The sequence below is a fragment of the Rhodococcus sp. D-6 genome (genome assembly GCF_040256695.1).
Taxonomy (GTDB): domain Bacteria; phylum Actinomycetota; class Actinomycetes; order Mycobacteriales; family Mycobacteriaceae; genus Rhodococcus; species Rhodococcus pyridinivorans.
This window is the reverse complement of record NZ_CP132970.1, coordinates 597,742-616,385: the sequence shown is the minus strand read 5'-3', so window position 1 is coordinate 616,385 and position 18,644 is coordinate 597,742. Positions and strand designations below refer to the sequence as shown.

The 18,644-nt window shown below is 69.2% G+C and carries 17 protein-coding genes; 7 read left to right on the top strand and 10 right to left on the bottom strand.

The window, feature by feature from the left end; all coding sequences use genetic code 11:
• Positions 1-36 precede the first annotated feature (36 nt).
• Positions 37-1,917, bottom strand: coding sequence for a DEAD/DEAH box helicase (locus tag RBB84_RS03035; RefSeq protein WP_006553923.1), 1,881 nt, complete (start codon positions 1,915-1,917; stop codon positions 37-39).
• A gap of 158 nt (positions 1,918-2,075) precedes the next feature.
• On the opposite strand from RBB84_RS03035, the gene RBB84_RS03030 reads away from it, so the two are divergent.
• The 3 genes from RBB84_RS03030 (at position 2,076) to RBB84_RS03020 (ending at position 6,123) form a co-directional block, all read left to right on the top strand.
• Positions 2,076-3,419, top strand: a complete 1,344-nt coding sequence (locus tag RBB84_RS03030) for a TrpB-like pyridoxal phosphate-dependent enzyme (RefSeq protein WP_064255826.1) — start codon at positions 2,076-2,078, stop codon at positions 3,417-3,419.
• Between the two features lie 39 nt (positions 3,420-3,458).
• On the top strand, positions 3,459-4,169 hold the full coding sequence (locus RBB84_RS03025) for a phosphoribosyltransferase family protein (RefSeq protein WP_024103477.1): 711 nt from the start codon (positions 3,459-3,461) through the stop codon (positions 4,167-4,169).
• 151 nt (positions 4,170-4,320) lie between these two features.
• Positions 4,321-6,123 (top strand): long-chain fatty acid--CoA ligase, encoded by a 1,803-nt coding sequence (locus RBB84_RS03020; protein ID WP_039586272.1) that lies wholly within the window; start codon positions 4,321-4,323, stop codon positions 6,121-6,123.
• Positions 6,124-6,151: 28 nt separating this feature from the next.
• Here the strand turns inward: RBB84_RS03020 and RBB84_RS03015 are convergent, their stop codons facing one another.
• The 3 genes from RBB84_RS03015 to RBB84_RS03005 are packed head-to-tail and all read right to left on the bottom strand — an operon-like array spanning position 6,152 to position 8,722.
• Positions 6,152-6,826 (bottom strand): alpha/beta fold hydrolase, encoded by a 675-nt coding sequence (locus tag RBB84_RS03015; RefSeq protein ID WP_019288094.1) that lies wholly within the window; start codon positions 6,824-6,826, stop codon positions 6,152-6,154.
• 27 nt (positions 6,827-6,853) lie between these two features.
• Positions 6,854-8,047, bottom strand: coding sequence for an alanine racemase (locus tag RBB84_RS03010; RefSeq protein ID WP_024103474.1), 1,194 nt, complete (start codon positions 8,045-8,047; stop codon positions 6,854-6,856).
• A 30-nt stretch (positions 8,048-8,077) separates the two neighbouring features.
• Positions 8,078-8,722, bottom strand: a complete 645-nt coding sequence (locus RBB84_RS03005; RefSeq protein ID WP_064255827.1) for a TetR/AcrR family transcriptional regulator — start codon at positions 8,720-8,722, stop codon at positions 8,078-8,080.
• 76 nt (positions 8,723-8,798) lie between these two features.
• Here RBB84_RS03005 and RBB84_RS03000 point away from each other — a divergent pair, with 76 nt between their 5' ends.
• Entirely contained in the window at positions 8,799-10,106 is a 1,308-nt protein-coding gene (locus RBB84_RS03000) for a D-arabinono-1,4-lactone oxidase (protein WP_064255828.1), read from the top strand.
• A 27-nt stretch (positions 10,107-10,133) separates the two neighbouring features.
• Here RBB84_RS03000 and RBB84_RS02995 read toward each other — a convergent pair whose 3' ends face one another.
• From RBB84_RS02995 to RBB84_RS02980, 4 genes are all read right to left on the bottom strand, one after another.
• Entirely contained in the window at positions 10,134-11,066 is a 933-nt protein-coding gene (locus RBB84_RS02995) for an adenosine deaminase (protein WP_064255829.1), read from the bottom strand.
• 101 nt (positions 11,067-11,167) lie between these two features.
• On the bottom strand, positions 11,168-11,929 hold the full coding sequence (locus RBB84_RS02990) for a crotonase/enoyl-CoA hydratase family protein (RefSeq protein ID WP_064255830.1): 762 nt from the start codon (positions 11,927-11,929) through the stop codon (positions 11,168-11,170).
• A gap of 78 nt (positions 11,930-12,007) precedes the next feature.
• Complete coding sequence (locus RBB84_RS02985; protein WP_082920986.1) at positions 12,008-13,051, bottom strand: AMP-binding protein; 1,044 nt, start codon at positions 13,049-13,051, stop codon at positions 12,008-12,010.
• A gap of 133 nt (positions 13,052-13,184) precedes the next feature.
• The gene (locus RBB84_RS02980; protein ID WP_024103468.1) at positions 13,185-14,660 is read right to left on the bottom strand and encodes an MFS transporter; all 1,476 of its coding nucleotides are present in this window, start codon (positions 14,658-14,660) and stop codon (positions 13,185-13,187) included.
• A 94-nt stretch (positions 14,661-14,754) separates the two neighbouring features.
• On the opposite strand from RBB84_RS02980, the gene RBB84_RS02975 reads away from it, so the two are divergent.
• The gene (locus RBB84_RS02975; RefSeq protein ID WP_024103467.1) at positions 14,755-15,450 is read left to right on the top strand and encodes a hypothetical protein; all 696 of its coding nucleotides are present in this window, start codon (positions 14,755-14,757) and stop codon (positions 15,448-15,450) included.
• A 25-nt stretch (positions 15,451-15,475) separates the two neighbouring features.
• Positions 15,476-16,495: a glutathione S-transferase C-terminal domain-containing protein gene (locus RBB84_RS02970; protein WP_006554330.1), complete on the top strand. Its 1,020-nt coding sequence runs from the start codon at positions 15,476-15,478 to the stop codon at positions 16,493-16,495.
• Positions 16,496-16,528: 33 nt separating this feature from the next.
• Here the strand turns inward: RBB84_RS02970 and RBB84_RS02965 are convergent, their stop codons facing one another.
• Together RBB84_RS02965 and RBB84_RS02960 are read right to left on the bottom strand one after the other, a co-directional pair.
• Complete coding sequence (locus RBB84_RS02965) at positions 16,529-16,993, bottom strand: VOC family protein (protein ID WP_006554329.1); 465 nt, start codon at positions 16,991-16,993, stop codon at positions 16,529-16,531.
• A complete protein-coding gene (locus tag RBB84_RS02960; RefSeq protein WP_064255832.1) occupies positions 16,990-17,850 on the bottom strand; it encodes a helix-turn-helix domain-containing protein in 861 nt (286 codons plus the stop codon). Before RBB84_RS02960 ends, RBB84_RS02965 begins: the two co-directional genes overlap by 4 nt.
• 57 nt (positions 17,851-17,907) lie before the next feature.
• Here RBB84_RS02960 and RBB84_RS02955 point away from each other — a divergent pair, with 57 nt between their 5' ends.
• A complete protein-coding gene (locus RBB84_RS02955; RefSeq protein ID WP_064255833.1) occupies positions 17,908-18,642 on the top strand; it encodes a hypothetical protein in 735 nt (244 codons plus the stop codon).
• The last annotated feature ends 2 nt before the right edge of the window (positions 18,643-18,644 follow it).

Here is an 18,644-nt window from a genome sequence, read left to right as displayed (position 1 = left end):
CGCCGACGTCCCGGCCGAGTGGATCGGCCGGCGGTCTCAGTCGCGGTATCCGCCGCGACCACCACGATCGTTGCGGTCGCTGCGGTGCGTGAAGTCGCCGGAGCGGCCGCCACGGCTGTCGCCGTACTCGCGCTTGCCGCCACGATCGCGCTTGCCGTGATCGCGACGGTCTCCCCCGCGTCGATCGTCGCCGCGACGGTCGTCGCGTCCGCGATACGAGCTGGGACGTCCGGACGGTGCGCCGGAGTCGGGCTGCAGCTGGATGAGCACGCCCGAGATGCGGGTGGAGCGCAGCGCGTCGAGGGTCTGCGGCGACAGATCCTTCGGCAGCTCGACGAGGCTGTGATCGGCACGGATGCTGATGTGCCCGAAATCGCCGCGGCGCAGTCCGCCCTCGTTGGCGATGGCACCGACGATCGCACCGGGCTGCACGCGGTGACGCTTGCCTACGGCGATGCGGTAGGTGGTCATCTCCTGGCCGTCGCGACCGACCTTCGGCCCGTCGTCGAAGCGACGCGGCGGACGCTCGCGCGGTTCGCGCTCGCGGCGCGGCGGTGCGACCGGCTCGGGTTCGGCCTCCATGAGGAACGACTCGCCGTCGCGAGACAGCACCGCCAGCGCGGCCGCGATGTCGGCGAGCGGCACGTCGTGCTCACGCTCGTAGTCCTCGATGAAGGTGCGGAACAGCTGCAGGTGATCGGAGGCGAGCGCCTCGGTGATCGAGTCGTTGAACTTCGATACGCGCTGGGCGTTGACGTCCTCGACGGTGGGCAGCTGCATCTCGGCGAGCGGCTGGCGGGTGGCCCGCTCGATCGCCTTGAGCAGGTGACGCTCGCGCGGAGCGACGAACAGCAGCGCGTCGCCGGTGCGGCCGGCGCGGCCTGTGCGGCCGATGCGGTGCACGTACGACTCGGTGTCGTGAGGGATGTCGTAGTTGACGACATGGCTGATGCGCTCGACGTCGAGACCACGCGCGGCGACGTCGGTGGCGACGAGGATGTCGAGCGTGCCGTTCTTGAGCTGGTTGATCGTGCGCTCGCGCTGGGCCTGCACGATGTCGCCGTTGATGGCGGCGGCGGAGAAACCGCGGGCGCGCAGGCGCTCGGCCAGGTCCTCGGTGGCCTGCTTCGTGCGCACGAAGATGATCATGGCCTCGAAGGTCTCGACCTCGAGGATTCGGGTCAGCGCGTCGAGCTTGCGCTGATGGGAGACGAGAACCCAGCGCTGGGAGATGTTCGCCGACGTCGTCGTCTTCGACTTGACGGTGATCTCCTGCGGATCCTTCAGGTACTGCTTCGACAGCCGGCGGATCGCGCCCGGCATGGTCGCGGAGAACAGCGCGACCTGCTTGGTGTCGGGGGTGTCGGCGAGGATGCGCTCGACGTCCTCCTGGAAGCCCATGGTGAGCATCTCGTCGGCCTCGTCGAGGACGAGGAACTCGAGTTCGGAGATGTCGAGGGTGCCCTTGGCGAGGTGATCGATCACACGTCCGGGGGTGCCGACGATGACCTGGGCGCCGCGGCGGAGACCGGACAGCTGTACACCGTATGCCTGACCGCCGTAGATGGGCAGGACGGACAGGCCCGGGATATGGACGGAATACTTACCGAAAGCCTCCGCGACCTGCAGCGCGAGCTCGCGGGTGGGCGCCAGCACCAGCGCCTGGGGCCGCTTCACGGAGGTGTCGATACGCGAGAGGATCGGCACCGCGAAGGCGGCGGTCTTGCCGGTGCCGGTCTGAGCGAGACCGACGACGTCCCGTCCCTCCAGCAGCGGTGGGATGGTCGCCGCCTGGATCGGCGACGGGGACTCGTAACCCACATCCGAAAGAGCTTGCAGCACACGTGCATCGATGTCGAGATCGGCAAACGTGAGAGCTGCGGTCTCCTGGTCGGGGGCGTCTTGAATATCACTCATTTGACCAGCAGTTTATCGGATGAACCCACCTCTTCGCGCCCGGACCCGGCCGCGACCTGGGCTCGAGCGCGCGAACAATGACCCACCCCACCCCGTCGCCGGCACCCGGGGCGCGTCACACTGGGCAGGTTCACCGTCCCCGACCGAAGGATTCCACAGTGACGGCTTCCCCCTCCGCGCACGCGTCCGCGACACCCCCGTCCGTCGCCGATTCGGGTATTCCGACGCACTGGTACAACATCGTCGGCGACCTCGCGGTGGCCCCGCCGCCGCACCTGCACCCCGGCACCCGCGAACCGATCACCGCCGACGATCTCGCACCTCTGTTCGCCTCGGGACTGATCGAGCAGGAACTGTCGACCGAGACCGACATCGAGATCCCGGAGGCCGTGCGCGAGGTCTACGCCGGTTACCGCTCCACGCCCCTTTTCCGCGCCCGCTCGTTCGAGAAGGCACTCGGCACCCCGGCCCGCATCTACGTCAAGTACGAGGGCGTGAGCCCGGTGGGCAGCCACAAGGTGAACTCGGCGGTCGCACAGGCCTACTACAACTCGCTCGACGGCGTCACCCGGCTCACGACGGAGACCGGTGCCGGACAGTGGGGTTCGGCCCTGTCGTTCGCGTGCGCGAAGTTCGGTATCGATCTCGAGGTGTGGCAGGTCCGCGCCTCCTACGACTCGAAGCCCTACCGCCGCTTCCTCATCGAGACCTACGGCGGCACAGTACATCCCAGCCCGTCCGACCTGACGGAGGCCGGTCGCGCCGTCCTTGCCGAGCACCCGGACACACCCGGCTCGCTCGGCATCGCGGTCTCGGAGGCCGTGGAGGTCGCAGTGAAGGACGCCGCCGCCCGCTACACCCTCGGCAGCGTGCTCAACCACGTGGTGCTGCACCAGACCGTCATCGGCCTCGAGGCCGTGGAGCAACTGCGGGCCGCGGGTGAGGACCAGGCCGACGTCGTCTTCGGTTGCGCGGGCGGCGGTTCGAACCTCGCCGGCCTGTCGTTCCCGTTCCTGCGCGAGGTCATCCACGAGCGGGCGACCACGCGTGTCGTCGCCGTCGAGCCCGCGGCGTGCCCGTCGATCACCCGCGGCGAGTACCGCTACGACCACGGTGACATCGCGGGTCTGACCCCGCTGCTGAAGATGCACACCCTCGGCCAGGACTTCATCCCGGATCCGATCCACGCCGGCGGGCTGCGATATCACGGCATGGCGCCGTTGCTCAGCCACACCGTCGAGCTCGGCTACGTGCAGGGACAGTCCGTGGCACAGACCGATGCCTTCTCCGCGGCGGTGCTCTTCGCCCGGAACGAGGGCATCGTGCCGGCGCCGGAGTCGTCGCACGCGATCGCCGCGGCCGCGGAGTACGCGCGGGGCCTCACCGAACCCGAGGTCATCGTGATCGGCCTGTCCGGCCACGGCCAGCTCGATCTGCCCGCCTACCACTCGTACCTGTCGGGCGAGCTCGACCGAGATCCCCTCGGTCCGTCCGGGCGGTGAATGCTCGCCCGCCCGGGCGGACCGTCCCATACTGGAGGTGTGGGGTACGCCACACGCGAGGAGGCAGGCCGGCGACTCGCTCGGTCGGCCGGGCACCTGCGCGACGCCGACCCGGTGGTCCTCGCACTACCTCGCGGCGGCATTCCCGTCGCCCGTGAACTCGCCGCAGCCCTCGATGCGCCCCTGGACGTCCTCGTGGTGCGCAAACTGGGCGTGCCCTGGCATCCCGAACTCGCGATGGGCGCGATCGCCGAAGGACCGGGTCCCGGAACCGCCGGGGAATCGACCACGCAGGACGCCGTCTTCCGGGTCCTCAACGACGACGTGATCCGGCGCGGGCGGATCGCCCCCGAATCCGTGGCGGCCGTCGAGCGACGCGAGCTGGCCGAACTGGCTCGACGTGCCGATTGCCTGCGTGCCGGTCGCACCCGGGTGCCGCTGGAGGGCCGCACGGCGATCGTCGTCGACGACGGCATCGCCACAGGTGCGACGGCCGCGGTGGCATGCCTCGCCGCGCGCGCCTCCGGAGCGACCCGGGTCGTCCTCGCGGTGCCGGTGGCCTCCCCCGACGCACTGCGCCGGGCCGGCCGGACGGCCGACGAGGTGATCTGCCCGTGGACGCCGGTGGACACCGACAGCGTCGGCGCCGCCTACGACGACTTTCATCAGCTCGGCGACGACGAAGCGATTCTCCTTCTCCGAAATACTGGTACTTCCGGTACCGGGAAATCCGACGAGACGATCCGATAGTGGCAATCCTCGTTACCGGCGGGTAGCATTGTTACCTGGATCACTGCCTATCGGACTGTAAAAAGGGGGCAAAGCGGTCCGAGGGTAATGCATTTCCCAACGACGTGTGATGCAATGCACACCGACAGCACCTAACGATGGAGGGGTCACAGTGAGTGAGATTGCCGTACCACAGTCGTTCTCGATTCCCGAGAACACGTCGATGGCCGACAGCGTCTTCCGGCACGAGAAGGAGTCGCCGGAGTTCGTGCCGTTCGAGCGACTGGTCGACGGCAAGTGGGTTCCCGTCACCGCCCGCCAGTTCGCATCCGAGGTGCGCGCCGTGGCGAAGGGCCTGATCGCGTCGGGTATCGAGCTCGGCGACCGCGTCGCGGTCCTGTCGGCGACGCGCTACGAATGGGTCCTGCTCGACTATGCCATCTGGGCCGCGGGCGGTGCCACCGTGGCGATCTACGAGACGTCGTCGGCCGACCAGGCCCAGTGGATCCTCGAGGACTCCGGGACCAAGCTGCTCATCGTCGAGAACTCCGGTCACGTCGACACCGTCCGCGAGGTCGCCGAGAACGCCCCGACCGTGCGCGAGGTCCTGCAGATCGAGCCGGCGCCGGGCGGCAAGAGCGCGGTCGACGAGCTCATCGCACGCGGCGCAGCGGTCACCGACGAGCAGGTCGAGGAACGGCGCAACTCGGTCACGGCCGAATCCGCGGCGACCCTCATCTACACCTCCGGCACCACGGGCCGGCCGAAGGGCGTCCAGCTCAAGCACCGCCACTTCGCCTCGGAGTCCGCGGCCTGCGGCCTGGCCCTGCCCGACTCGATGCACGAGGGCCAGCGCACCCTGCTGTTCATCCCGATGGCACACGTCTTCGCGCGCCTGATCTCGTTCGCGGCATTCGACAGCAAGGTCACCGTCGGTCATACCTCCGACCTGACGACGCTGCTCGACCAGTTCGCGGTCTTCAAGCCGAACTTCATCCTCTCGGTGCCCCGCGTGTTCGAGAAGGTCTACAACTCGGCGAAACAGAAGGCCTACGACGGCGGCAAGGGCAAGATCTTCGAGAAGGCCTCGGAGGTCGCGATCGAGTACAGCAAGGCCCTCGAGAACGGCGGCCCCGGCCTCGGCCTGAAGATCCAGCACTTCGTCTTCGACAAGCTGGTCTACGGCAAGCTCAAGGCCGCGCTCGGCGGCAACGTCACCCGGGCCGTCTCGGGCGGCGCCGCACTCGGCGCACGTCTCGGCCACTTCTTCCGCGGTGTCGGCGTCACCATCTACGAGGGTTACGGCCTGACGGAGACCACCGGCGGCATCATCATGAACACCCCGGCCGCCCAGAAGATCGGCACCGTCGGCACGCCGTTCAACGGCTGCGCCGCGAAGATCGCCGAGGACGGCGAGCTCCTCCTCAAGGGCCCCCAGGTGTTCGACGGCTACTGGCAGAACGACAAGGCCACCGACGAAGCCATCCGCGACGGCTGGTTCCACACCGGCGACATCGGTGCGATCGACGAGGACGGCTTCATCTCGATCACCGGCCGCAAGAAGGAACTCATCGTCACCGCGGGCGGCAAGAACGTCGCCCCGGCCGTCCTCGAGGATTCGCTGCGCGCCCACCCGCTGATCAGCCAGGTCATCGTGGTCGGTGATTCCAAGCCATTCGTCGGCGCGCTGATCACCCTCGATCCGGAGGCGCTGCCGGGCTGGCTCGAGCGACACGGTCTGCCGGCGGAAACCACGGTCGCCGATCTGATCAAGAACCCCGACCTGATCGCCGAGATCGACGAGGCGGTTGCCGAGACCAACAAGAAGGTCTCGAAGGCCGAGGCGATCCGCAAGTACCGCCTCCTCGAGACCGATTTCAGCGTCGAGAGCGGCGAGCTGACCCCGACGCTCAAGCTCAAGAGGAACATCATCCACGACAAGCACGGCGCCGAGATCGCAGCGATCTACAACTGAGGTTCCACACCGTCGACCGGGCCCCTCGTCACCGCGAGGGGCCCGGTCGTTTCTCGGGGAATCTGGGAATCCGGCCGGCCACGTCGCCCACGAACGCGGCAATATCCGAAGTCACCCTGCGATGTACGGGTTCGTGCAACAGGTCGTGCCCGGCATCGGAATACTCGCACCACTGTGCCCCGGGCAGCGACGACGCCCACTCGCGTACCGGGTCGATGGGGGCCAGTCGGTCGTCGACGCCGTGGACCAGCAGGACCGGCAGGTCGCTCGCGCCGAGCGCTTCGGCCGTCTCCGGCAGGGCCGCGGTGCGCGGCGTACCGCACAGCACGACGCCCGCGAGGCGGCTACCACCGGAGGGATCGGCATCCAGCGCCGTCAGGACCGTCGCCGCCCCCAGCGAATGGCCCATCACCACCAGCGGCAGACCGGACTCGGCGGCGAGGCCGGTGAGCACGCCGAAGTCCTCGGCGTGGAACTCGACGTTGCCCGGTGAGCCGGGTTCTCCTTCGGAGAGCCCGTGTCCGGCGAGGTCGAGTCCCCACCACGCGATGCCGTGGGCGGCGAGGCCGGAGGCGAAACGGTGGTAGTGCCCGGTGTGCTGCCCGAAACCGTGCGCGAACACCACACCGGCTCTCGCGTCGTCGACGGTCCGGCACCGCCAGTGGACCCGGCCGACCGACCCGGGGAAGAACGTCAACGGCATGGCCTCATTGTGGCCGGAGCCGGAAGGTCACCAGCAGCCGCCCTCACCGCGATAGGTGGGAACCTCGGTGCGTCCGTTCTCGTCGACGAGGTACACCCGGTCGAACCTCTCGCACAGTTCGCCGGCCTTCGCGTGGCGGAACCACACCCGTCCCCCGACGGGGATCGACGCGGCAGCGCGACCGCGCACCGGGGTCTGCACCTCGCCGGCACCTTCCGTCCCCAGCAACTTCAATCCCGCAGGACGGACCGGGCGCGGCACCCGCGAGGCGCCGGTCGGGCCGGACGCGATGTACCCGCCGCCGAACAACGTCGTGACCGACGGTGACGGTTTGCGTACGGCAGGCAGCGCGAAGAACATCGACGGGTTCGGGGTGAACGCCCGGTAGCCGTCGAACAGGGTGGGCACGTACAGCCCCGATCCCGCGGTGGCCTCGGTGACGACACGATCGGCGGTGGTCACCTCGAGCGAGCCGGTTCCGCCACCGTTGACCAGTTCGAGGTCACCCACGACCGCACGCACGGCCTCCACCACGGCGCGGCGGCGCGAGGAGAGATCCCGCGCCGACAGTCCCTTGACGAGCCGTACCGGCAGCGACGAGTCGGGCAGGCCCGCGATCTGGGCCTCGTAGAACATCACTCCGACGACGTCGAATCCGGCGGCGTCGGCGCGACGGGCCAGGCCGGAGGCTGCCTCCGGGTCGCGCAGCGGAGAACGGCGCACACCGAGATGGAGCGGACCCACCCGCAACGACGCATCGATGTCCAGGCAGACCTTCGTCCGGAAAGTGTTCTTCCCCAAAGCCGTACGGATGATGTCGAGGTGCTCGGCCGAATCGACCATGAGCGTGATCGCCTGCACCGCGTCCGGCGACACCGCGAGCTTCCCGAGCGCCGCCCGGTCGACCGTGGGGTAGCCCATCAGGATGTCGCGCGCTCCGTGCTCGACGAGCCACAGCGCCTCCCGTAGCGAGTACGCCATGATGCCGCGAAAACCGCCGCGGGTGGTCAGTTCCGGGCCGAGGACCTCGGCGAGGACGGCACGACAGCGCACCGATTTGCTCGCGACCCGCACGGGCACACCGTTCGCGCGGCGGATCAGGTCGTCGGCGTTGCGCCGCAGGGTGGGCAGATCGACGGCGGCGAACGGCGGGTCGAGGTCGGCCGTCGCCGCGTGCACCCGGTCGAGGGCGTCGTCGTGAACGGAAGCAGCACGGAGCACGGGCGATCCCTTCGAAAAGGTCGGGTCGGGTCAGGAACGTTCTACGGCACGGGTCGCGATGATGTCGGCGACGACTCCCAGTTCGGCCGTGGCCGCCTCGCCGTCGCGATCGACGAGCCACCGGAGCACGACGCCGTCGAGCACGGACAACGACAGTCGTGCGAGCGTCGAAGTGGGCAGCGACCATTCGACGTCGCACCGCTCGGCGCAGGTGTCGAGGAACAACTGGGCCTGCTTGTCCATCAGGCGGTACTGCTCCACGGCGATGTCGCCGCCGGCGGGACTGCCATCGGTGCGCTGCCGGAGCGAGTAGGCGGTGATCTCGTAGGTGAGGGTCTGCAGCCCCGGCGTGGATTCGATCGTCGACCACATGGAGCGAAGGCCGGTGTGGAGCATCGAGCGGAGACAGTCGACGCCGCCGGTCTGCTGCGCGTCCTCGGGCACATCGAAGGCCGCGTGCATGGCTCCGGCGAGTTCGCCGACGACGGCGTTCGCCATGGCGACGACGAGGGCTTCCTTGCTGTCGAAACAGTAGTGGACAACGCCCAGTGACACTCCGGCCTTCTCGGCGACGGCGCGGACCGTGACGGCTCCGACTCCCCCGCCCTCCGCCAGTTCCAGTGCTGCTGCCACGAGTTGGGCGCGGCGCTCGTCAGCAGGCAACCGATTCGGCATGACCCTGATGGTAGAGGTCGGGAAAGGTTCACGAGCAGGTGTTGACTTGGACGCTTGTCCAGGTCGAAGATGAGGCATGGCCACCTGGCACAATTGGGCTCGCACCGAGAGTGCGGCACCTCGCCGTTTCGAGACCCCCGGCAGCACCGACGACCTCGCGCGCGTCGTCGTCCGCGCCTCCGAGCAGGGCGAACATGTCAAGGCCGTGGGCGCCGGGCACTCGTTCACCGGCGCGGCCGTCACCGACGGCACGCTCATCTCGCTCGACCGGATGTCAGGTCTCGTCGCGGTGGAACCGTCGGCCACCGGCGCGCGCGTCACCGTGCGGGCGGGGACGCGACTGCGCGATCTGAGCGACCTGCTGTGGGCACAGGGCCTCGCCGTACCGAATCTCGGCGACATCGACGTGCAGTCCGTCGCCGGCGCGATCTCGACCGGCACCCACGGCACCGGCGCGACATTCCGCGGATTGGCGGCAGCCGTGTGCGGCGCGACGATCGTGCTCGCCGACGGCCGGATCGTCGACTGCTCCCCCGAGCACGAGCCCGACCTGTTCGAGGCCGCCCGGCTCGGCCTCGGCGCCCTCGGCGTGCTCGCGACCGTGACGCTCGATTGTGTCCCCGCATTCCGCCTGCGCGCGGAGGAAGCCCCCTCGTCGCTCCGCACGACACTCGATGCCCTCGACGAACTGCGAAGCGGTGGCGACCATTTCGAGTTCTACTGGTTCCCGCACACCGACGGCGTGCTCGTCAAACGCAACACCCGCCTCCCCGGTGAGGCACCGGTGCAGCCGGTCGGGCGGGTGCGCACCCTCCTCGACGACGAACTGCTCTCCAACGGCGCCTTCGCACTCCTCCAGCAGGTCGGGACGCGGGTTCCCGCCACCATCCCGGCGCTGAACCGGGTCGCGTCACGGGCGTTGTCTCCGCGCACCTTCGTCGACCGCAGTTACCGGGTGTTCGCCTCCACCCGCCGGGTGCGGTTCCGGGAGATGGAGTACGCGCTCCCCGCCGAGCACCTTCCAGCGGTTCTGCGCGAGATCGATGCGTGGCTGCAGCGCACGGACGTTCGTGTCGGTTTTCCGGTGGAGGTGCGGTTCGCGCAGGGCGACGATGTCTGGTTGTCCACGGCGCAGGGCCGCGATACCGCCTATGTGGCCGTGCACCAGTACCATCGGCGCGACCACACGACCTACTTCGACGGTGTCGAGCCGATCCTGCGCGCCGCGCAGGGACGCCCGCACTGGGGCAAGCTCCATTCCCTGACCGCGGACGCTCTACGCGAGCTCTACCCTCGGTTCGACGACTTCCTCGCCGTGCGCGACCGCGTGGATCCGCACCGCACCTTCACGAACCCGTATCTGCGCCGCGTCCTGGGCGAATGACGCCCGAGCCGACTCACCCGGACGGACTCAGAGGAAGGCGGCGTCCCACGAATTGCGCCGGAGCACATCCCGTTCGGCATCGGTCAGACCGAGCTGATCCTTCAGCCCTGCAAGGTTGTCGTCGACGTAACCACCGAAATAGGCGGGATCGTCCGAGTGCACGCTCACCGACAGGCCCGCCTCGAGCATGCGGCGCAGCGGATGGTCGGCGAGCGTATCCACCACGCGGAGGCGGACATTCGAGAACGGGCAGACGGTGAGGGGAATGCTCTCGTCGACCAGGCGCGCGACGAGTTCGGGATCCTCGAGCGAGCGGATGCCGTGGTCGATGCGCTCGGCGCCGAGCAGATCGAGCGCCTGCCAAACATATTCCGGAGGTCCCTCCTCCCCCGCGTGCGCGGTGATGTGCAGCCCTTCGGCCCACGCCCGCGCGAAGACGTCCTCGAACAGTGACGGCGGGTGACCGACCTCCGCCGAGTCCAGGCCGAGAGCGATGATCGGCGCACCGAGGCGCAGCAGTTCGCCGAACACCTCATGCGCTTCGGGCACGGGGCGATCGCGCACGATCGACGCGATCATCGCCGCATCGACCCCGAACTCCCGGTGTGCCCCGGCGACCGCGTCGGAGAGCCCGGCTACGACCTCTGGCAGCGGGACACCGCGCGAGGTGTGGGCCTGCGGATCGAAGAAGAACTCCGCGTGGGTGACACCCGCCCGCGCCGCACGAGCGAAATAGGCGCGGGCGAGGTCGGCGAAGTCCTGCGCGGTGCGCAGGACCTCCATGTTCGCGTAGTACAGGTCGAGGAACGACTGCAGATCGGTGAACTCGTAGCGGCTGCGCAGATCGTCGAGATCGCGATAGGGCAACTCGATGCGGTTCCGCTCGGCGAGGGCGAGGATCAGCTCGGGTTCGAGCGTGCCCTCGATGTGCACGTGCAGTTCTGCGAATCCGTCGGTCACCTGATCCTCGCCATCTCTCGTTCGGTCTTTCAGCGACCCTTCCACACCGGAGCTCAGCGACCTTTCCACACCGGAGCTCAGCGACCTTTCCACACCGGAGCTCAGCGACCCTTCCACACAGGGGGTCGCTTCTCGGCGAAGGCGGTGGCGCCTTCACGCGCGTCCTCCGAGGTGAACACGGGCGCCATGATCTCCATCTGCTTCGCGAATGCTTCGTCGCTCGACCAATCGGCCGAGCGGACGATGATCTCCTTGGTCGCCGCCACGGCGAGCGGTCCGTTCGCTGTGATGCGCTCGGCCAGTTCGAATGCACCCCCGAGTGCCCCACCGGGTTCGGTGAGACGATTGACGAAACCGTATCCGTAGCCTTCCTCGGCGGTGAACGCGTCCCCGGTGAGGGCGAGTTCGAGGGCCTTCTGGTAGGGGATGCGCGACGGCAGGCGCAGCAGGCCACCGCCACCGGCGACGAGGCCGCGCTTGACCTCCGGGATGCCGAACTTCGCGTCCTTCGCGGCGACGACGAGGTCGGTGGCCAGGACGAGTTCGGTTCCGCCGGCGAGGGCGAATCCTTCGACGGCGGAGATGAGCGGCTTGCGCGGCGGCGCCTCCGTGAAGCCGAGACCCTTACCGGGCACGACCACGTTCTCGCCGGCGACGAACGCCTTGAGGTCCATGCCCGCGCAGAAGTTGCCGCCGGCGCCGGTGAGCACACCGACCGACAGGGAGTCGTCGCTGTCGAGCTGGTCGACCGCCTCGGCGAGCGCGTGGCTCACGGCGGCGTTGACGGCGTTGCGCGCCTCGGGCCGGTTGATGGTGATGACGAGAACGCGATCGCGTCGTTCGAGCAGGACTACGTCGGACATGGACACACCTCTCCACTACGGAAAATGCCGGTTCATCCGGTTACAGGCTGTATACCCGACGAGAACCTGTTGCAGGGTTCACGACACCCGGACGGCGATCTGATCGACGAAGCCCTCGTCGTCGATGCGCACCTGATCGCCCGTGCGGAACCAGCCGTCGTCCGTGAACGTCTCGTCCGTGGCGCACGGATCGCGCCAGTAGCGGCGGGCCACGCTCGGTCCGCGACAGAGCAGTTCGCCGACACCGTGTTCGGCATCGGGCCCGAGCAGCGCGATCTCGATCCCTCCGAACGGCACTCCGACACTGCGGGGATGGCGGGAGCGGTGTTCCGAGGGCAGCAGCAGACCGATCCCTCCCGTCTCGGCGACTCCCCAGCCCCGCACACACCGCGAGGTGGGGAAGGCTGCGCGGAGGTGCCGCCACGGTGCGCGGATCACGCGGGATCCCGAGACCACGACGGTTCCCCCGGAGGCGAGGGTGGGCAGCAACTGGACGCTGCATCCGACCGCCGTGGACAGCGGCGCCGTCAGCACGGTCCGTACGCCGTCGCCGACGAGATCCATTGCGTGGGCGACGGCCTCGATCGTCGACAGCACGTTGGTGTTGGTCAGTTCGACGCCGCGCAGTCCACCACCGGCGACGCGCACGTAGTAGAGCACCGCGAGCTCGTCCGGTGACGCACCTCCGTCGAGGAAGGCGACACCGTCGGGCAGATCGGAGTCCAGGGTGAGGACCGCACCGCTGTGGACCTCGATCTCCGACGTTTCCTCGGGGCTGCAGCTCGGGTCGGGGAGCACCGGAACACCTCCGGCAAGGACCACGCCCAGGAACCCGATCAGCCAACGGACCCCGTTCGGCTGACAGACGACCACCCGGTCGGTGGGGCCGACCCCCTGATCGAGGAGACCACCGGCGACGCGGGCGGCGGCGGCCCACAGTTCGCGGTAGGTGAGTGCGCGGCCGCATCGGTCGACCACCGCGACGCGGTTCGCGAAACGCAACGCACTCCGATCGAGCAGCTCGGCGATGCACGGCTCCAGGCAGTCGTACTGGAGGATGCCGCTGTCGCGGCGAGTGACCCGATCGTCCCGGAGCCAACGACTCCCTGCAGGAATTTCCACTACGGCCACCGACATGCCACCTCCCACCCGGCGTGCGTGCCTGCACTATATGGCGCGGATCACAGCCATGTGAGGAAACGGCGGGTCACGGAAAACCGGGGAAGGTGCCGCAGGGTGGTCGCTGGAACGTCCGTCAGGCGCTCGCTGCCGCCGAACGCTCCTCGGCGGCACGCTGTTCCTTCTGGCTCGCGGGACGGTCGAAGGCGAGCGCGGCCACGAGCCCGATGAGCAGGATGCCGGCGGGAAGCCACAACGATTCGGCCATCGCCGCGGCGAACGGTTCGTGCAGGGGCTCCGGCAGGACGGAGCCGGACGTCTCCATCTCCGGCGCCCCTCCTCCCCCGCCGACACCGTTGGCGCTCAACCGCGCCGCCATGATCGCACCGAGAGCGGCACTCCCCATCACCGCGCCCACCTGACGCGTCGTGTTGTACACACCGGAACCCGCCCCGGCCCGGCTCGGTGCGAGTCCGTTCGTCGCGGTGGCCGAGAGCGGCGACCAGATGCCCGCGTTCGCCACCCCGATCAGGGCGATCGGCAGCAGCAACTGCCAGATCTCCGCGTCGGGGGTCATCACCAGCGCGAGCCAACCCAGCCCGATCGTGAGCAGCGAGAAGCCGGTACCGGCGATCAGCCGCGGATGGACCCGGTCGACGAGCCTGCCCACGAGCGGCGCGAGCACACCACTGAAGACCGCCATCGGCACCATGAGCATCGCGGCGCCGGTCGGGCTCAGACCGCGCACCGACTGGGCGTAGAACATGATCGGCAGCATGACGCCGGTGATGGCGAAACCCATCGTCGCGATACCGATGTTCGCCAACCCGAAGTTGCGGTCCCGGAACAGCGACAGCGGTACGAGCGGTTCACCGCGGTTGCGAGACTGCTGGACGACGAACACGACGAGCAACACGATGCCCAGCCCGATCAGCACCCACACGCGGGCGGTCCACTCGAACGAGTTGCCCTCCTGGATCCCGAACACGAGGCAGAACAGGCCGGCGCCGCTGAGCAGCATGCCGAGCACGTCGAACCGGTGCGGGCTCGTGGGCAGCACCGGCACGTACCGCACTGCGAGCGCGAACCCGACGATCCCGACGGGCACGTTCACGAAGAAGATCCATTCCCAGCCCAGCCCGTCGACCAGGACACCGCCGGCCAGCGGCCCGACGAGCGTCGCGACCCCGGCCACGGCGCCCCACAGGCCCATCGCGGTCCCGCGCCGCTCACGCGGGAAGATCCGGGTCACCACGGCCATGGTCTGCGGCGACATGAGCGCCGCGCCGAATCCCTGGAACACGCGGGCGACGATGAGCATCTCGATCGTCGACGAGAAACCGCACCACAACGACGCAATCGTGAACAGCACCAGCCCGCAGAGGTAGACCCGGCGCTGACCGAAGCGGTCGCCGAGGCGGCCCGTCACGAGCAGCGGCACCGCGTAGGCGAGCAGATAGGCGCTCGTGACCCACACGACGGCGGCGATGTCGGCCCCGAAGGTCCGCATGATCGCCGGGTTGGCGACGGCGACGATCGTGCTGTCCACCAGGATCATGAAGAAGCCCAGGCACAGAGCGCCCAACGCCGCCCAGCGGGCACCGTCGGACATCTCCACCGCCACATCGGACCCGCGTTCGCGCGTGTCCACCCCGCTGTCGTCGCTCACCGGACCTCTCCCCTCGTCGGCGGTCTACGGTAGCGGGGTGGACCCGCACATCTCGAGCATCGCCGCCCTCGCGTGGTGTCGTGCACTGGGCCTACCCGACGGCGCCCTCGTCGAACCCGGGTGCGTGACGCGTGTCGACGACTCGTTCCGCGACGTCCGGCTGCTCGCCGTGGGGCGCGCCACCGCGATCGTCGGACCCGACGCCGCGGTCTCCCGCCTCGCGGCCGAACCCGACCCGGCCGAGATCGATGCCCCGAACGCCGAGCTCGTCGTCGCAGGCCACGCGGGTCGCACGGAGATCCTCGCCCTGTGCACCGACTGGATCGACGCGACACGCGTCGAGAACCCGCTCATCTCCGACGACCCCGAGGACCTCGCCGAACTGCTGCGGTGCTGCCCGCCCGACGACGTCACCGAGGCCGAACTGTCGCCGACCGGGCCGTCGCGCGTGTTCGTATTGCTCGACGACGATCACCGTCCCCTCGCCGGCGCGGCCTACAGCGAACTCGGGTCGTTGCTGGCCGATGTGCGGGTGCTGACGACACCGCCGGCGCGCCGGCTCGGGCTCGCCTCGACGGTCGCGACGCTGGCGACCCACGACGCGCTCGACGCCGGACTCGTCCCGCTGGCCCGCATGCGCCGCGACAACCGCGGTGCCCGGACGGTCGCGGCGGTGTCGGGATACGACATCTGGGGAACCCTCGTGACGGTTCGGGTTCCACCCGGGAAGTGACGAGTGTGCACGGAAGGATGCGTAGGTGACCGAGAACAAGTACGTCGAGCCGGGTGCGGAGTTCGCCCGCGACACCAACTACATCCGAACCCGCATCACCGCGGACGGGCGCGACGGCTATCCCGTCGAGTCGGGGCGGTACCGGCTCGTCGCCGCCCGGGCGTGCCCGTGGGCCAACCGCACCCTCATCGTGCGGCGGCTGCTCGGTCTCGAGGACGCTCTGTCGCTGGGACTGTGCGGCCCGACGCACGACGAGCGCAGCTGGACGTTCGATCTCGACCCGGGCGGGGTCGACCCCGTCCTCGGCATCCCGCGACTGCAGGACGCGTACTTCGCGCGATTCCCCGGATACGACCGCGGCATCACCGTCCCGGCCGTCGTCGACGTGCCCACCGGGCAGGTCGTGACGAACGACTATCCGCAGATCACCCTCGACTTCTCCACCGAGTGGACGCAGTTCCACCGCGAGGGCGCCCCGGATCTGTATCCCGAGGAGCTACGAGGCGAGATCGACGAGGTGGCCGAGCTCGTCTACCAGGACGTCAACAACGGCGTGTACCGGTGCGGTTTCGCCGGTTCGCAGGAGTCCTACGACAAGGCCTTCGACCGTCTCTTCGCCCGCCTCGACTGGCTCGAGGAACGCCTCGGGGCGCAGCGCTATCTCGTGGGCGAGACCATCACCGAGGCCGACGTGCGCCTGTTCACCACGCTCGTCCGGTTCGATCCCGTCTACCACGGGCACTTCAAGTGCAACCGGAACCGGCTGGCGGACTTTCCGGCGCTGTGGGCCTACGCGCGCGATCTGTTCCAGACACCCGGCTTCGGCGACACCATCGACTTCGTTCAGATCAAGCAGCACTACTACCTCGTGCACACCGACGTCAATCCCACGGGCATCGTGCCGAAGGGACCGGACCTGTCGAACTGGCTCGATCCGCACGGCCGTGAGGCGCTCGGCGGGCGGCCGTTCGGGGACGGCACACCGCCGCCCCCGCCGCGTCCGAGCGAGGTGGTCCCCGAAGGGCACGGCACGGTCGCCCGCTGATCCCCTGCGACGCTGACCCCCCTGCGACGGTTCCTACGGCCGGCGGGGCCGGTAGGTGCCGATCGTCCAGTACACACCGTGCGGGTCCCGGCAGGTGAACCCGTGCGATCCGTAGTCCTCGTCGCGGAGTTCGACGGTCACGGTCGCGCGGACCGCCGGGTCCTCCGCCTGCGCCGAGGCGAGCACCCTCTCGTACAGGGCATCGACGGTGACGTCGTCGGGAAGCACGAGATAGGCGGCGCCCCTGTCGGCGTGCTGGTCGAGCGGCGACCCGCGACCGGTCGAGCCGAGCATGACCCCTCCGCCGTGCGGCCAGAGCAGGGCTGCGTGGTCGACGCGATCCCCTTCCCCGTAGACCTCCGCTTCGGCGAACCCGAGGGTGTCCACGAGGAAACGGATCGCGCCCCGGGCGTCGGTGTAGGCGAAGCACGGCCACACCGTGTCGACGGTGGGTGTGAGGGTGGTCGACTGCTGCGTGGAATTCGTTGTGTTCGTCATGTCTCCGAGTGTCGGCCCGGAACCTCCCGGTCGTCTTGGACGAATGGGAACACCTCGTCCTCGAGCCACCGCGACGGCGGGACGCCCGCCAGATCGCGCCAGTCGCGGGCGAGATGCGCCTGGTCGTAGAAGCCGCACTCGGCGGCGACATCGGCGAGGCGGCGGCCGGGGTCGGCCCGCAGCATCCGTCGCGACCGGTCGAAGCGCGCCACCCGGGCCACGTCCTTCGGGGACAGTCCGAACTCGGCGGCGCACCGGTTCGCGAGGTGTCGCCTGCTCCATCCGAGTTCGTCCGCAACAGCGCGGACCGGGCGAGCCGGGTCCGTCACGAGCAGGTGCCAGGCGTGGACGAGGTGCCCGTCCGGACTCGTCGACCGTGCGGCGACCAGGCGGCGGGTGAGAATCCGGTCGAGGACGGCGAACCGCTCGTCCCACGATTCGACCGCGGAGATCCGGTCGAACAACTCCCGGCCGTCGGCGCCGATGACGTCCTCGAGATCGACGGCCCACGGCCCGAGCGCGGCGGCGGGCACACCCAGCAGGGCGCGCGCACCCGCGGGGGTGAGCGCGAGTTGGATCCCGTGCTGCCGGCCGTGGTGGACGATGGGCACCGGTTGCGTCGACAACCCTCCGGCGAGCGCGTCGAAACGTTCCGGGCACCGTCCGTCGCCCCGCGAGAGTTCGACGGGTTCGGAGATCGTGAGGATTACGGTGACCTCCGGAGAGGGCATACCCAGATGGGTCCCCGACGGGAAACCGTCGAGCCGATACCCCTCGTACGACCGTACGTAGGGTGTCAGCAGGGGTGTCGGACGCCGCCTGGCGCCGTCAGACTCACCGACTGCGGACCCGGTCATGGCACCAGCGTAGTGAGAGCAGTCCGGAAGACAAGAGCACCGGAGAACAGGGGCACGATGAGCAACAAGGCAGGCGTCGCAGAGGCCTTTATCGTCAAGATGCTGGACAACGGCGCGAGGCTGCAGGGCCCTGCGGTGGCCAAGTACGTCGATCTCATGCGGCGCTCGCACCCCGACGAGTCCCCGGCGCAGATCATCGAGCGGCTCGAGAACCAGTTCCTGCTGACCGTCACCGGCAGCGGGTCCGCGGCGGGCGCAACCGCAGCCTTCCCCGGCATCGGGACACTCGCGGCCATCGGCGCGGTCGGCGCCGAGACGGCCTTCTTCTTCGAGGCGTCCGCGCTGCTCACCCTGGCCATCGCATCGGTGCACGGGATCGAACCCCACAACCACGAGCAGCGCCGCGCGCTGGTGCTCGCCGTCTCCCTCGGTGACGCCGGCCGGGAGATCGTCGCGACCGCGACCGGCGCGTCGCTGCGCAACTGGCCCAAGGCGCTGACCACCGGCGCGGGCGGCACCCAGCTGAAGACGCTGAACAATTCCCTGGTCAAGAAATTCATCCGCCGGTACTTCGCCAAGCGCAGTCCGCTGCTGATCGGCAAGCTCGTCCCCGCTGGTATCGGCGCCGCGATCGGTGGCGTCGGCAACCGTGCGCTGGGCAAGCGCACGATCCAGAACGCCCGCGACGCCTTCGGTCCACCGCCGGCCGCGTGGCCCGTCGCACGTCCCGTCCTCCCGGCGAGCGGAGAGGCACCGGCGCTCGACACCGGTGTTCCGGTCCCGAAGGACTGACC

Coding starts and splice junctions, on each gene's coding strand:
- RBB84_RS03035 (WP_006553923.1), bottom strand. CDS start 1,917: ATGAGTGATATTCAAGACGCCCCCGACCAGGAGACCGCAGCTCTCACG.
- RBB84_RS03015 (WP_019288094.1), bottom strand. CDS start 6,826: ATGCCGTTGACGTTCTTCCCCGGGTCGGTCGGCCGGGTCCACTGGCGG.
- RBB84_RS03005 (WP_064255827.1), bottom strand. CDS start 8,722: ATGCCGAATCGGTTGCCTGCTGACGAGCGCCGCGCCCAACTCGTGGCA.
- RBB84_RS03000 (WP_064255828.1), top strand. CDS start 8,799: ATGGCCACCTGGCACAATTGGGCTCGCACCGAGAGTGCGGCACCTCGC.
- RBB84_RS02990 (WP_064255830.1), bottom strand. CDS start 11,929: ATGTCCGACGTAGTCCTGCTCGAACGACGCGATCGCGTTCTCGTCATC.
- RBB84_RS02980 (WP_024103468.1), bottom strand. CDS start 14,660: ATGTCCGACGGTGCCCGCTGGGCGGCGTTGGGCGCTCTGTGCCTGGGC.
- RBB84_RS02965 (WP_006554329.1), bottom strand. CDS start 16,993: ATGACGAACACAACGAATTCCACGCAGCAGTCGACCACCCTCACACCC.
- RBB84_RS02960 (WP_064255832.1), bottom strand. CDS start 17,850: ATGACCGGGTCCGCAGTCGGTGAGTCTGACGGCGCCAGGCGGCGTCCG.
- RBB84_RS02955 (WP_064255833.1), top strand. CDS start 17,908: ATGAGCAACAAGGCAGGCGTCGCAGAGGCCTTTATCGTCAAGATGCTG.